This is a genomic window from Streptomyces sp. NBC_00009 (genome assembly GCF_045040855.1).
Lineage (GTDB): Bacteria > Actinomycetota > Actinomycetes > Streptomycetales > Streptomycetaceae > Streptomyces > Streptomyces aureus.
Window position 1 is genome coordinate 6,675,961 of record NZ_CP108312.1, and the last position, 12,996, is coordinate 6,688,956.

At 73.0% G+C, this 12,996-nt stretch carries 11 protein-coding genes and 5 tRNA genes; 10 read left to right on the forward strand and 6 right to left on the reverse strand.

The features are described 5' to 3' along the window. The first annotated feature begins 44 nt into the window (after nucleotides 1-44). The 3 genes from cobT (at nucleotide 45) to OHA58_RS30185 (ending at nucleotide 5,885) form a co-directional block, all read left to right on the forward strand. A complete protein-coding gene (cobT, locus tag OHA58_RS30175) occupies nucleotides 45-3,566 on the forward strand; it encodes a nicotinate-nucleotide--dimethylbenzimidazole phosphoribosyltransferase (protein WP_405482687.1) in 3,522 nt (1,173 codons plus the stop codon). A 167-nt stretch (nucleotides 3,567-3,733) separates the two neighbouring features. Next, on the forward strand, nucleotides 3,734-4,969 hold the full coding sequence (cobA, locus tag OHA58_RS30180) for a uroporphyrinogen-III C-methyltransferase (protein WP_405482689.1): 1,236 nt from the start codon (nucleotides 3,734-3,736) through the stop codon (nucleotides 4,967-4,969). Between the two features lie 88 nt (nucleotides 4,970-5,057). Continuing rightward, nucleotides 5,058-5,885 (forward strand): RNA methyltransferase, encoded by an 828-nt coding sequence (locus tag OHA58_RS30185; protein ID WP_266566453.1) that lies wholly within the window; start codon nucleotides 5,058-5,060, stop codon nucleotides 5,883-5,885. Nucleotides 5,886-5,892: 7 nt separating this feature from the next. On the opposite strand, the gene OHA58_RS30190 is transcribed toward OHA58_RS30185, so the two are convergent. Next, entirely contained in the window at nucleotides 5,893-7,158 is a 1,266-nt protein-coding gene (locus OHA58_RS30190) for a serine/threonine-protein kinase (RefSeq protein ID WP_405482691.1), read from the reverse strand. A gap of 196 nt (nucleotides 7,159-7,354) precedes the next feature. Here OHA58_RS30190 and OHA58_RS30195 point away from each other — a divergent pair, with 196 nt between their 5' ends. The 4 genes from OHA58_RS30195 to OHA58_RS30210 all read left to right on the forward strand — a co-directional run bounded on the left by OHA58_RS30195 (nucleotide 7,355) and on the right by OHA58_RS30210 (nucleotide 9,547). Then, nucleotides 7,355-7,630 carry a hypothetical protein gene (locus OHA58_RS30195; protein ID WP_266566457.1) on the forward strand — a complete coding sequence of 92 codons (276 nt, stop codon included), beginning with the start codon at nucleotides 7,355-7,357 and terminating at the stop codon, nucleotides 7,628-7,630. A 209-nt stretch (nucleotides 7,631-7,839) separates the two neighbouring features. Beyond that, on the forward strand, nucleotides 7,840-8,046 hold the full coding sequence (locus OHA58_RS30200; RefSeq protein ID WP_116503303.1) for a hypothetical protein: 207 nt from the start codon (nucleotides 7,840-7,842) through the stop codon (nucleotides 8,044-8,046). Between the two features lie 199 nt (nucleotides 8,047-8,245). Further along, nucleotides 8,246-9,193, forward strand: coding sequence for a phosphotransferase family protein (locus OHA58_RS30205; protein ID WP_405482692.1), 948 nt, complete (start codon nucleotides 8,246-8,248; stop codon nucleotides 9,191-9,193). A 69-nt stretch (nucleotides 9,194-9,262) separates the two neighbouring features. After that, nucleotides 9,263-9,547, forward strand: coding sequence for a zf-TFIIB domain-containing protein (locus tag OHA58_RS30210; RefSeq protein WP_116503309.1), 285 nt, complete (start codon nucleotides 9,263-9,265; stop codon nucleotides 9,545-9,547). Nucleotides 9,548-9,601: 54 nt separating this feature from the next. Here the strand turns inward: OHA58_RS30210 and OHA58_RS30215 are convergent. The 5 genes from OHA58_RS30215 to OHA58_RS30235 form a co-directional block, all read right to left on the reverse strand. Further along, nucleotides 9,602-9,673: transfer RNA gene (locus OHA58_RS30215), tRNA-Val, on the reverse strand. A gap of 42 nt (nucleotides 9,674-9,715) precedes the next feature. Further along, nucleotides 9,716-9,787 (reverse strand) — tRNA-Val (locus tag OHA58_RS30220). Nucleotides 9,788-9,830: 43 nt separating this feature from the next. Then, a tRNA-Val gene (locus OHA58_RS30225) sits at nucleotides 9,831-9,902 on the reverse strand. A 1-nt stretch (nucleotide 9,903) separates the two neighbouring features. Then, nucleotides 9,904-9,977: transfer RNA gene (locus OHA58_RS30230), tRNA-Cys, on the reverse strand. A gap of 37 nt (nucleotides 9,978-10,014) precedes the next feature. Continuing rightward, nucleotides 10,015-10,087 (reverse strand) — tRNA-Gly (locus OHA58_RS30235). A 145-nt stretch (nucleotides 10,088-10,232) separates the two neighbouring features. Here OHA58_RS30235 and OHA58_RS30240 point away from each other — a divergent pair. The 3 genes from OHA58_RS30240 to OHA58_RS30250 are packed head-to-tail and all read left to right on the forward strand — an operon-like array spanning nucleotide 10,233 to nucleotide 12,989. Then, entirely contained in the window at nucleotides 10,233-11,288 is a 1,056-nt protein-coding gene (locus tag OHA58_RS30240; RefSeq protein ID WP_405482693.1) for a chorismate-binding protein, read from the forward strand. Beyond that, nucleotides 11,285-12,106, forward strand: a complete 822-nt coding sequence (locus OHA58_RS30245) for an aminotransferase class IV (protein ID WP_405482695.1) — start codon at nucleotides 11,285-11,287, stop codon at nucleotides 12,104-12,106. Before OHA58_RS30240 ends, OHA58_RS30245 begins: the two co-directional genes overlap by 4 nt. A gap of 58 nt (nucleotides 12,107-12,164) precedes the next feature. Then, nucleotides 12,165-12,989 (forward strand): GNAT family N-acetyltransferase, encoded by an 825-nt coding sequence (locus OHA58_RS30250; RefSeq protein WP_405482697.1) that lies wholly within the window; start codon nucleotides 12,165-12,167, stop codon nucleotides 12,987-12,989. Nucleotides 12,990-12,996 lie beyond the last annotated feature (7 nt).

Here is a 12,996-nt window from a genome sequence, read left to right on the forward strand (position 1 = left end):
CGGGGGCTGCCGAAGAAGCACTAACCGATGGGCGAGGGGTACGCATGACCGACACCGGCCAGGTTCCGGGCGAAGGGCTGCCGGAGAACGCAGGCACGGTGGAACAGCCGGGCGTCCCCGCCCCGGGTGCGTACACCTTCCTCGACCCCTCCGAAACCCCCACCGAAGACGACGATCTGCTGCTGATGCCGGGTTCGCAGGGCGCCTGGGGCGAGCCGCAGGCCGCCCCGATGCCCGCCCCGCACGAGCCGGGCCCGCACGAGACGGCGGGCCGGGACAGCGGCCAGGTCGACCTGAACGGCGTCCGAGTGCCGGGGCCCTCGCCCGCCCCGCACCCCGGGCCGGCGCGTCGCCCGCTGCACATGGGCCCGCCGGTGCCGGACGGTACGGGCAGCCCCGTCCGTTCGCTCGCCGACCGCGGCCCCGCGCACACACCGCCGAACCCCATGCCGGTACGTCAGGCGGGCCCGCCCACCACGGGGCCCGAGTACCTCGACATCCCGCGCGACGAGACGGGCGCCCCAGTGCCGCAGCTCGGTGAGATCCCGCCGCAGGGCGCCGCTCCCTGGGGCGCGCAGGCGCCGCAGCAGGTCTTCGAGGCGCCCGCCGCAGAGGTCGCACAGGAGCTCGCACCAGAGGCCGCAGCAGAAACGGTCGTCCCGGACGCCACTCCCGTCACACCGGCCGCTCCGACGCAGCAGACCGTCGGCGACGCCCCCGTGTTCGCCCAGGCGCCGCAGCATCCGCAGGGCCTGCAGGACCCGCACGCCGCGCAGGCTGAGCAGACGCCGGAGGGCACGGTGGCCCCGGAGTTCGCCGTCCCCGAGGAGGTGCCGGTGTACGCGGCGGCTCCCGACGGTGTCCTGTTCGCCGAGGAGCAGGTCGCGCCGGCCGAGTACGCCGTCGACTACTCCTCCGCTCCGAACGGTGTGCAGTTCGCGCCGGTCGCGCAGGGCCCCGAGGACGCGCAGTTCGCGGTGCAGCCCGAGCCGGTGGCCGCCTACGCGGGGCATCAGCAGCTGGCCGCGCACCCCGGTGAGCTGCCCGTCGACCCGCAGTCCGGCCAGTACGCCATGGCGCCCGAGGCGGTTCAGGGCCAGCACTTCCCGCAGGCCCCCGCCGAGGGTCCGGCGGACCAGGCGGCGCAGCCCCTCGGCCAGTTCGTGCCCGTGGAGGGCACGATCCCCACCACGCCGCACCTGGCGCCGACGCCGCCGCAGCACATGGTCGTGCCGCCGCTGCCCGAGCCCGCGGCCGAGTTGCCCGAACCGGTGGCGCCCGCCGCCCCGGCCCCCGTCCTCATCGACGAGGCCCCCGAAACACCCGACGCGGACCAGGTCCCCCAAGCGCAAGAAGCACACGAAGTCCACGTGGTATCCGAGACACACGAAGCGCACGCGGTCGACGACGCGGCGCACGCGATGAACGAAGCGCACGCGGTCGACGACGCGGCGCACGCGATGAACGAAGCGCACGCGACGCACGAGCCGCAGGCGACGCACGAAGCCCCTGAGCTCCCCGAGGCGGCTGAGCTCCCCGAGGCGGCTGAGCTCTCCGGGACCGCCGGGGCGAACGAGGCGCCCGAGGCGTTCGAGGCGCCCGCCGAGGCCTCTCCCGTCCTCCCCGACGCCGTCGCCGAGACCCCCGTCCCGGCCGAAGCGCAGCCGGAGACCGCTCCCGAGGCCGCCGAGCCCGTCGCGGAGACGGAGCAGGTGCTCGTAGAGGCTGAGCCGGAGACCCTCGTCCCCGCGCCCCGCGAGTCCGACCCGGCCGCCCAGGACATGGCGGACGCGACCCCCGAGACGCTGCCGGCCCCGGCCGACGACCTCGCGGGCCCGGCCGCTCCCGGCTACGACGAGGCCGAGCGCGAGGCCGTCCTGCGCGTCATGCGCGAGCGCCGCGACATCCGTAACGGCTTCCGCAGCGACCCGATCCCGCACGACGTGCTGCTCCGTGTCCTGGAGGCCGCCCACACGGCGCCGTCCGTCGGCCACTCGCAGCCCTGGGACTTCGTCGTCATCCGTTCCGCGGAGACCCGGCGCACGATGCACGAACTCGCCATGCGCCAGAAGGACGCGTACGCCAAGTCCCTGCCCAAGGGCCGCGCGAAGCAGTTCAAGGAACTGAAGATCGAGGCCATCCTCGACACCCCGGTGAACATCGTCGTCACCGCCGACCCGACGCGCGGCGGCCGCCACACCCTCGGCCGCCACACACAGCCGCAGATGGCCCCGTACTCCTCCGCGCTCGCCGTCGAGAACCTGTGGCTCGCGGCCCGCGCCGAGGGTCTCGGCGTCGGCTGGGTCAGCTTCTTCGACGAGCGCGAGATGGTCCGCACCCTCGGCCTGCCCGACCACCTCGAGGTCGTCGCGTACCTCTGCGTGGGCTACGTCGACGAGTTCCCGGACGAGCCCGAGCTGATGCAGGCCGGCTGGTCCAAGCGCCGCCCGCTGTCCTGGGTCGTCCACGAGGAGACGTACGGCCGCCGCGCCCTGCCCGGCGAGGACCCGCACGACCTGCTCGCCGAGACCGTCTCCAACATCCGCCCGCTGGACGCCAAGGCGCTCGGCGAGGCGTGGGAGCGGCAGAAGCGGATGACGAAGCCGGCCGGCGCGCTGGGCATGCTGGAGATCATCTCGGCCCAGCTCTCCGGTCTGTCCCGGATGTGCCCGCCCCCGATCCCGGAGCCCGCGGCCGTCGCGATCTTCGCGGGCGACCACGGCGTGCACGCCCAGGGCGTCACCCCGTGGCCGCAGGAGGTCACGGCCCAGATGGTCGCCAACTTCCTGGGCGGCGGCGCGGTCTGCAACGCGTTCGCGAACCAGGTCGGCGCCGAGGTCTGCGTCATCGACGTGGGCGTGGCGAGCGAACTCCCGGCGACCCCGGGCCTGCTGCCCCGCAAGGTCCGCGCCGGCACCGCCGACATGACCACCGGGCCCGCCCTGAGCCGTGAGGACGTCAAGGCGGCCATCGAGGTCGGCATCGAGACGGCCCGCGACCTCGTCGCGGCCGGCAACAAGGCGCTCCTCACCGGCGAGATGGGCATCGCCAACACCACGGCGTCGGCCGCCCTGATCTCGGTCTACACGGGCGTCGACCCGTCCGAGGTGACCGGGCGCGGCACGGGCATCAACGACGAGACTCACGCCCGCAAGGTCGAGGTCGTCCGCCGCGCGCTCGACCTCCACCAGCCGGACCCGGCCGACCCGATCGGCGTCCTCGCCGCGGTCGGCGGCCTGGAGCACGCGGCGATGGTCGGTCTCCTCCTGGGCGGCGCGTCGCTGCGCACCCCGGTGATCCTGGACGGCGTCAGCGCCGGAGCGGCCGCCCTGGTCGCCCGCGCCGTCGCCCCCGAGGTCCTCGCGGCCTGCATCGCGGGCCACCGCAGCGCGGAGCCCGGCCATGTGGCGGCCCTGAACAAGCTGGGCCTGCGCCCGCTGATCGACCTGGACCTCCGCCTCGGCGAGGGCACGGGAGCGCTCCTCGCCCTGCCGATCGTCCAGAGCGCGGCCCGTGCGATGCACGAGGTGGCGACGTTCGACTCGGCGGGCGTCACGGAGAAGTAGCAGGGCCGAGGGCGGCAGCCCTCACTGCCACAGGGGCGGGCCGGGACACGGGTCCCGCCCGCCCCGTACGCTGAACCCGCACGTCAAAGGCCCGCTCCAGCGCCGAAGCGAGCCTCGTACAGGCATCACCCGTCACACGCGCCACCCGCACGAGGAGCCGCACGCCCATGGCCGCAGAACACCCCGCGTACCCCGTAGGCCTCCGTCTCACCGGCCGCCGCGTAGTCGTGCTCGGCGGCGGCCAGGTCGCCCAGCGCCGCCTCCCGGCCCTCATCGCGGCGGGCGCCGACATCCACCTGGTCTCGCCCACCGCGACGCCCTCGGTGGAGGCCATGGCGGACGGCGGTGAACTCACCTGGTCGAAGCGCCCGTACGCGGACGGGGACCTGGCCGACGCCTGGTACGCCCTCATCGCCACCGGCGACCGCACCGCGAACGAGGCGGCCTCCGCCGAGGCCGAGCGCCACCGTGTCTGGTGCGTCCGCTCCGACGACGCCGACGCGGCCACCGCCTGGACGCCGGCCACCGGCCGCTCCGAGGGCGTCACGGTCGCCGTCCTGACCGCCGACGCCGCCGGCCGCGACCCGCGCCACACGGCAGCCGTGCGCGACGCGATCGTCGAGGGCCTGCGCGACGGCACGCTCGTCGCCCCGCACCACCGCGCCCGCACCACCGGCGTCTCCCTGGTCGGCGGCGGACCCGGCGACCCCGACCTGATCACCGTCCGCGGCCGTCGTCTCCTCGCCGAGGCGGACGTCGTCATCGCGGACCGGCTCGGCCCCCGCGACCTGCTCGACGAACTCCCGCCGCACGTCGAGGTGATCGACGCGGCGAAGATCCCGTACGGCCGCTACATGGCCCAGGAGGCCATCAACAACGCGCTCATCGAGCACGCCAAGCAGGGCAAGGCCGTCGTACGCCTCAAGGGCGGCGACCCGTACGTCTTCGGCCGCGGCATGGAGGAGGCCATCGCGCTGGAGGCCGAGGGCATTCCGTACACGGTCGTCCCCGGCATCTCCAGCTCGATCTCCGTCCCCGGCGCGGCCGGTATCCCGGTCACCCACCGCGGCGTCGCCCATGAGTTCACCGTGGTCAGCGGCCATGTCGCGCCCGACGACGAGCGCTCGCTCGTCGACTGGCCCGCACTCGCCAAGCTGCGCGGGACGCTCGTCGTCCTGATGGGTGTCGACAAGATCGGCAAGATCGCGGAGGCCCTCATCGCGCACGGCAAGTCGCCGCAGACGCCGGTCGCCCTGGTCCAGGAGGGCACCACGGCCGCCCAGCGCCGCGTGGACGCGACCCTGGAGACGGTCGAGGAAGCCGTCCGCACCCACGAGGTGCGGCCCCCGGCCGTCATCGTCATCGGCGACGTCGTCACGGTGGGCCCGCAGCACACCGCGTGACCCGTGACGAACCCCCACACGTAACCAGCGGTAACAGAACTCGCTCCGAGCCGTTGGCACCGCACCCAGGACAAGGCAGTATCAACCTGTGGCTGAAGCTCAAGGTCTCATCACCATCGAAGATCCCGACGACCCGCGCCTGCGCGACTACACGGGCCTGACCGACGTCGAGCTGCGCCGCAGGCGCGAGCCCGCCGAGGGCCTGTTCATCGCCGAGGGCGAGAAGGTGATCAGACGGGCCAAGCAGGCCGGGTACGAGATGCGCTCCATGCTGCTCTCCGCCAAGTGGGTCGACGTCATGCGCGACGTCATCGACGAGGTCCCGGCCCCGGTCTACGCCGTGAGCCCGGACCTCGCCGAGCGCGTCACTGGCTACCACGTGCACCGCGGCGCCCTCGCCTCGATGCAGCGCAAGCCGCTCCCGACCGCCGACGAACTACTCGCCACGCAGCGCCGCGTCGTCGTCATGGAAGCGGTGAACGACCACACGAACATCGGCGCCATCTTCCGCAGCGCGGCCGCGCTCGGCATGGACGCGGTCCTGCTCTCCCCGGACTGCGCCGACCCGCTCTACCGCCGCTCGGTGAAGGTCTCCATGGGCGCCGTCTTCTCGGTCCCGTACGCACGCCTCGAATCCTGGCCCAAGTCCCTGGAGTCGGTACGCGAGGCGGGCTTCAGCCTGCTCGCGCTCACCCCCGACGAGAAGGCGAAGAGCCTCGACGAGGTGGCCCCGCACAAGATGGACCGCGTGGCCCTGATGCTCGGCGCCGAGGGCGACGGCCTCTCCACCCAGGCCCTGGTCGCCGCCGACGAATGGGTCCGCATCCCGATGGCCCACGGCGTCGACTCGCTCAACGTGGGAGCGGCGGCCGCGGTCGCGTTCTACGCGGTGGCCACCGGCCGCCCCCGGTCCTGACCGGACCTCAGAGGTAGGGGCGGGGCAGGGTCTCCTGCGCGTGCACACCGTCGCGCGGCTCACCGAGCCCGCGCGACGGCCCCTGGCAGCCCTGCGCCGCCGCGATCCCGAGCGCCACGAGCAGCGTCACCACCACGAACACGAAGAGCCTCTGGCGCAGCAGCCGCGGATTGGCGGGCCGCCGCTTCCCGGTGCCCGTCGTCCGCGGCCCCTGCCGCCCCCCGTTGCTGCGGGGCGCGGGGCGCGAACCCGAACGCGTCGTGTTGCGGGGTGCGCCCGGCCGCGTATTGCTGCCGGTCCGTGAGGAACCGTTGCTCGGCCGCGGCAGGGGAGTGCCCTGCGGGCCCCGGCGCTGCGTGCGCTGCTCCGCGTACTGCTCGGCGAGCCGGCCCGTGGGCCGGTCGGTGTCCCCGCGCGGGGCGGGCGGCCTGGCGTCGCCGAGGCCCTGCGCCTCGCGGGCCGCGATCTCCTTGAGCCGCAGCGACAGTTGGAGCGTGCTGGGCCGCTCCTCGGGGTCCTTGGCGAGGCAGGCCCGGATCAGCGGGGACAGGGCGTCCGGTACGCCGTGCAGCTGGGCCTCCTCGTGCACGACCCGGTACAGCATCACTTCGGAACTGCCGTGCCCGAAGGGCGAGTCGGCCATCGCCGCATACGCGAGGGTGGCGCCGAGCGCGAAGACGTCCGTGGCGGGCGTGACGGCAGCGCCCCGCACCTGCTCGGGGGCGAGGAACCCGGGGGAGCCGACGGCCGTACCGACATGGGTGAGTGTGGAGGCGCCGGTCGCCCAGGCGATGCCGAAGTCGATGATGCGCGGGCCCTTGGGCGACAGCAGGATGTTCGACGGCTTGAGGTCGCGGTGCACGACGCCCGCCTCGTGCACGGCGACGAGCCCCTCGGACAGCGCCGCACCGACCGCGGCCACGTCGGAGGCGGCCAGTGGTCCCTCTTCGGCGACCTTGTCGTGCAGCGAGGGCCCGGGGACGTACTGGGTGGCGAACCACGGCTTGTCGGTGTCGAGATCGGCCGCGACCAGGCGGGCCGTGCAGCCGCCCCTGATCCTGCGGGCCGCGGAGACCTCGCGCGCGAAGCGCGACCTGAACTCCTGGTCCTCCGCGAGATCGGGCCGGATCACCTTCAGCGCGACCCGCTGGCCACGGCGGTCGGAGCCCAGATAGACGACGCCCATCCCGCCCGCGCCGAGCCGCCGGTGAATCCTGAACGAGCCGACGACACGCGGGTCCTCGCGCCTCAGGCGCATCATCGCCATGTCCATCCCCGCTGCCCGGTCCGTTTGACGAGCGACAGCTTACGTTTCCACGGCCGGGTGCGCGCATAGGCCGCGCCCTCGCGATCCGATCGATTGTCAGTGCCCGGTGGGAAACTTGAGAGGTGGTCAGGGAAAGCGGGAGCGGTGCGGGCCGCGCCTGCCCTGATTGCCAACCATCCGTCGTAGAAGGGGGATTGGGCCTGTGAAGGGTGACCGAGTGGAGATAGTCGTGGACGCGGGGGACACGACGCGCACGTACGAGGTGGTGGCGAGCCGGGCGGGCCGCCGGGTCGAGACGGCGGTCCGCAGGGGCGTGGTGGAAGTGAGCGAAGTCACCCGCTCCGGTTCTGTCGTGCGTACGGCACGTTTCATGGCGACCCGGGTACTCGCCCTGGTCGAGCAGCCGGTACCCAGGGAGGAGCCCTCGGAGGCGGCGGCCCGCGCCGCGCGTCCCCTCCGGGAAGACCCCGAGACCTAGCCCGAGACCTAGGTCTTCTTCTCCACCCAGGGGAGTAGGCGAGGGAGCGGCGGTCATCCTCCGGGAGGCCCGGCAATCGGTACGAGGGCATGACGACCGTGGCTCCTGACGCGCCTAGATTTGAGGTCAAGCGGCGGGTGCAAGCACTCGTCCCCCGAGGTCAGGTACCCGCCGCTGCCAAACCGAAGATCTTGACCGGGAGAGGAACCATGGCGGACACGGCACCGCGGACGATGGTCCGCACGCAGGGACGCAGGGCTTTCGCCGCGTTCGGCGGCCGCCGTTCCGAGCGCCGTCACCCCTTGGTGGCGACGGCCATGGTTCTTCCCCTGGCGGCCCTGCTCGTAGTCGTCTTCGGCGGCTGGGAAGCAGTGGTCACACAAGCGTCGTCCGTGGGCGTGATGCTGGGGCGCTGAGCGGCGCCCCAGGCCCGGAAGAGCGGTCCGGGCGGGGACATCCGGCCATGAAACCCCGTGGGGACGGGGGTGCGGCGGACGGCACATGATGGCCGCGCAGCTGGGGAGCTGCGCGGCCATTGTTCTGCCCGCGCACCAGTAAGACCCATTGCCGGTTTCTGCGTACGCTCGCGGTGACACCATCCGGGGGGAACCACCGATGACCGCACCCGTCCTGCTGCCCGCACTCACCGCCACGGCACGCGGCGCGGCGCACCGCAGCCAGGGGCCCTGCGCCTGCCCGGCCGCAGGAGCCGTACTCGCCGACCGGGCGGACGGCACGGTCGTGCGTCACGGAGACATCGTCGCCAAGGCCCACGCCCCGGGCACGGATCCCGCCGAGCTCAACGCCCGCCTCGCCGTGGCGGCGGCACTCCCCAGCATCCTGCTGCCGCCCCTCACACCGGTCGCGGCGGATCTGCACGACCGGCTCGTCACGTTCTGGCCGCACGGCAGCCCCGTGGACCCCGACGCCCCCGAACGCGCGCCGTGGGAGGGCGCGGCCACGCTCCTGGCGCGCCTCCATGCGGTGCCCACGGCGGAACTCCCGGGCCCGCTCCCGCCGATGCGCGGCCCGGCCAAGGCGGCCCTCGCCGTCGCGCGGCTCCTGGCCGCCGGCCCTCACCCGGCGTCCGCCCCGATCCTGCGCGCCTGGTCGGGCCTGCCGCCCTGGGCCCGGGCCGAGACCCCCGGCGGGCACGCGTCCGCCCTGTGTCACGGCGACCTGCACCTCGGCCAGCTCGTCCGCCGCCCCGCCGGCACCGGCCCCTGGCTCCTGATCGACGTCGACGACCTCGGCACCGGAGACCCGGCCTGGGACCTCGCCCGCCCCGCCGCGTGGTTCGCGTGCGGCCTGCTTCCGGCACAGGAGTGGACGAGGTTCCTCACCGCGTACCAGGAGGCGGGCGGCGCACCGTCGCTCCAGGGCGACCCGTGGCCCGCCCTCGACGCCCCGGCCCGCGCCCTCACCGTCCAGACCGCGGCGCTCGCCGTGGCCAAGGCCGTCGCGGCCGGCCGGGCGCTCGACGAGGCGGAGGAGGCATTGGTCGACGCCTGTGACCGAATGGCAGTGGTACCGGCCGAGTTGGCACACGGCGTGGCGAAGTAGGGTGCAACGGACCGATGCCGGGAAGTGTTCCGGCGAAGAAGTGCCGAACGGCGAGGAGTTGAGCCGACCATGCAGTGCCCCAAGTGTCATGCACCGATGCACACGTACAACCGCAATGGCGTCCAGATCGAGCAGTGCAGCGGCTGCCGGGGGATATTCCTCGACTACGGCGAGCTGGAGTCCCTGACGCGCCTCGAGTCCCAGTGGCAGCAGCAGGTGCCGCCGGCGCCTCCGGCCCCGCAGGCGTACCCGTCGGCCCCCGCCCCGGCCTGGGGTGCCCCGCACCACGGCGGGCACCACGGTCACCACGGCCACCACAAGGGCGGCTTCGGCCGGATGCTCTTCTCCTCCTGAGCCGCCCCGCACATGAAGAAGCCCCCGGCCGAAAGGCTGGGGGCTTCTTGAGTGTGCGCGATACTGGGATTGAACCAGTGACCTCTTCCGTGTCAGGGAAGCGCTCTCCCGCTGAGCTAATCGCGCGGGACGGACCAGACTGTATCAGGACCCGTGAGTGGTACTGCGTGCGCGATACTGGGATTGAACCAGTGACCTCTTCCGTGTCAGGGAAGCGCTCTCCCGCTGAGCTAATCGCGCGGGGTTTCGGACCGTCGGGAAGATGACCTTCGCGATGATCCAGTGGACGATACTGGGATTGAACCAGTGACCTCTTCCGTGTCAGGGAAGCGCTCTCCCGCTGAGCTAATCGTCCTTGGAGGTGGAGACGGGATTTGAACCCGTGTAGACGGCTTTGCAGGCCGTTGCCTCGCCTCTCGGCCACTCCACCAGGAGTGCGGGGGTTCGGGAAGATCCCCCACTTCCTGAGCGGACGACCAGGTTCGAACTGGCGACCTCAACCTTGGCAAGGTTGCGCTCTACCAACTGAGCTACGTCCGCTTGTCGTTTCCGTTTCGCTTGCGCGTCCCGGCGACGTGTTGAACTCTAGCGGATTCCTGGGCCAGTACAAAAACGCGTTTGCGCAGCGTGCTGCGGTGCGACGGCCCCAGGTCACGCGGGGGACACGCGCCATAGACTCGAAGACGTGCGCGACCTCCCTCACGACCTGCCCCCTCTGGCCCGCTTCGGCGGTCTCGTAGCGACCGAGTTGCGCGACGTGACCAGCGATCCCGAGGCCCTGGACTCCGCCGGCTTCTGGGCCGTGTCCGCGGACTTCGAGGGCCGTCTTGTGTGTGCCCGTTTCGACTCCGTACGGGAGGAGCCCGTGCCCGCCCCGGTCCCCGGGGCCTGGCAGGGGCCCGCGGCCGGTGACTGGACGTCGTCCCTCGACCGGGCCGCGTACACCGAGGGCGTCCGCAGGATCCGCACCCGTATCGCGGCCGGTGACGTCTACCAGGCCAACCTCTGCCGCGTCCTGTCCGCGCCCCTTCCCCCGCGCGCGGACGTGGACGCCCTCACGGCGCTCCTCGCGCGCGGCAACCCAGCCCCCTACGCGGGGACCATCCGCCTTCCCGAGCACGGGGTGGAGATAGCCACCGCGTCCCCCGAGCTCTTCCTGAGCCGCACCGGGCGGACCGTCGAGTCCGGGCCGATCAAGGGCACGGGCCGCACCGAGGCGGACCTCCTGGAGAAGGACTACGCGGAGAACGTGATGATCGTGGACTTGGTCCGCAACGATCTCGGACGCGTCTGCGCGACCGGTTCCGTGACCGTCCCGGAGCTGTGCGTCGTCGAGAAGCACCCGGGCCTCGTCCACCTTGTCTCCACCGTCCGCGGTGAACTGCGCGACGGTGCGGGCTGGCGTGACCTGCTCGACGCCGCGTTCCCGCCCGGCTCGGTCACCGGAGCGCCCAAGTCCAGCGCCCTGCGCATCATCGACGCCCTGGAGACGGCGCCCCGCGGTCCGTACTGCGGCGGCATCGGCTGGGTCGACGCCGACCGGGGCACCGGCGAGCTGGCCGTCGGCATCCGCACGTTCTGGGCCGACCGGGCCGAGGGCGTCCTGCGGTTCGGCACCGGCGCCGGAATCACCTGGGGATCCGACCCCGAAGGTGAGTGGCGGGAGACCGAACTGAAGGCTTCTCGGCTGCTGGCGGTAGCGTCGGGTACGTACCAGGAAAGTGGAGGGATCCCTACGTGAAGATCTGGCTCGACGGCACACTGCAGGACCTCGAGGCCGCCCGTGTCTCGGTGTTCGACCACGGCCTGACCGTGGGCGACGGAATTTTCGAGACCGTGAAGTCGGTCGACGGGAAGCCGTTCGCGCTGACCCGCCACCTCGACCGGCTTGCCCGCTCGGCGAGCGGCCTCGGCCTGCCCGAGCCCGACCTCGACGAGGTGCGGCGGGCCTGCGACGCCGTACTCGAAGCCAACCCGATGCCCCTCGGCCGGCTGCGGATCACGTACACCGGAGGGCTCTCCCCGCTGGGGTCCGACCGCGGTGAGCACGGGCCGACGCTGGTGGTCGCCCTCGGCGAGGCCGCCCGGCGCCCCGACTCCACCGCCACGGTCACGGTCCCGTGGACGCGCAACGAACGCGGCGCGCTCACCGGCCTGAAGACCACCTCGTACGCGGAGAACGTCGTCGCGCTCGCCCGCGCGCGCGAACAGGGCGCTTCCGAGGCGCTGTTCGCCAACACGGTGGGTCAGCTCTGCGAGGGCACGGGGTCGAACGTCTTCGTCGTCCTCGACGGCGAGATCCACACCCCGCCGGTCGCCTCCGGCTGCCTGGCGGGCATCACCCGCGCGCTGGCCGTCGAGTGGACCGGCGCCAAGGAGACCGATCTGCCGTTGGACGTCCTGGAGCGCGCCGACGAGATCTTCCTGACGTCCACACTGCGCGACGTGCAGGGCGTGCACCGGGTCGACGGACGCGAGCTGCCCGGCGCGCCCGGTCCCGTCACCGCCAAGGCGATGCGCGTCTTCGACGAGCGCGCGGCGGACGACCTCGACCCGTAGAGCGTACGACTCCTAATCCGGGTGACGCGGTGGTCACAGGGCGGGTAGAACACCCCTGATGACCACCACTCTGCGGCCGACCGAGCCGCTTCAGCGCGATGCCGACGGGACGCGGTCACGCCACTACCAGGTGTGCGTGAACAGCCGCCCCGTCGGCGAGCTGCGTCTGGGCACCCACCCCGTCTACGGCGAGGGGGTGGCCCGGATCCGTGATCTGCGGATCGACGAGGGGGACCGCGGGCGGGGCCGCGGCACCGTCGCCGCGCTCGCCGCCGAGGAGGTGGCGCGCGGCTGGGGCTGCGGCCGGATCGAGGTCTCGATCCCCGCGCCGGCCGAGCGTGCCCTCGCCCTGGCCACCGCCCTCGGCTACGTCGAGCGCAACCGGAACATGGAGAAGGTGCTGCCCGCCGAGCCCCCCACGCTCCCGGCGGGCAGCGCGGGACGGCGCATGACCGGCCCCGAGTTCACCGCGTGGGAGACGCACACGCAGGCCGGTTACGTGCGCACCCTGGTCGAGCGGGGCGTCCCGGAAGCCCAGGCACGCGCCAAGGCCGAGGCCGATCACGCGGCGACGCTCGCGGAAGGGCTCGCCACACGGGACGCGGTCCTGAGCGTCCTTGAGGCGGACGGCGCGGTCGTGGGCACGCTGTGGGTCGCGCTGCGCGGCGAGAGCGCCTACGTCTACGACGTCGAGGTCGCGGCCGAGCACCGCGGGCACGGCCACGGGCGGTCGCTGATGCTCCTCGCGGAGGCCGAGTCGCACGCCGCGGGCGTCGCCCGCCTGGGGCTCAACGTCTTCGCGGGCAACATCCCGGCCGTCCGCCTGTACGAGTCGCTCGGATACCGGGCGACCGAGTTCCACCTGTACAAGCCGCTGCTCTGAGCGGCCC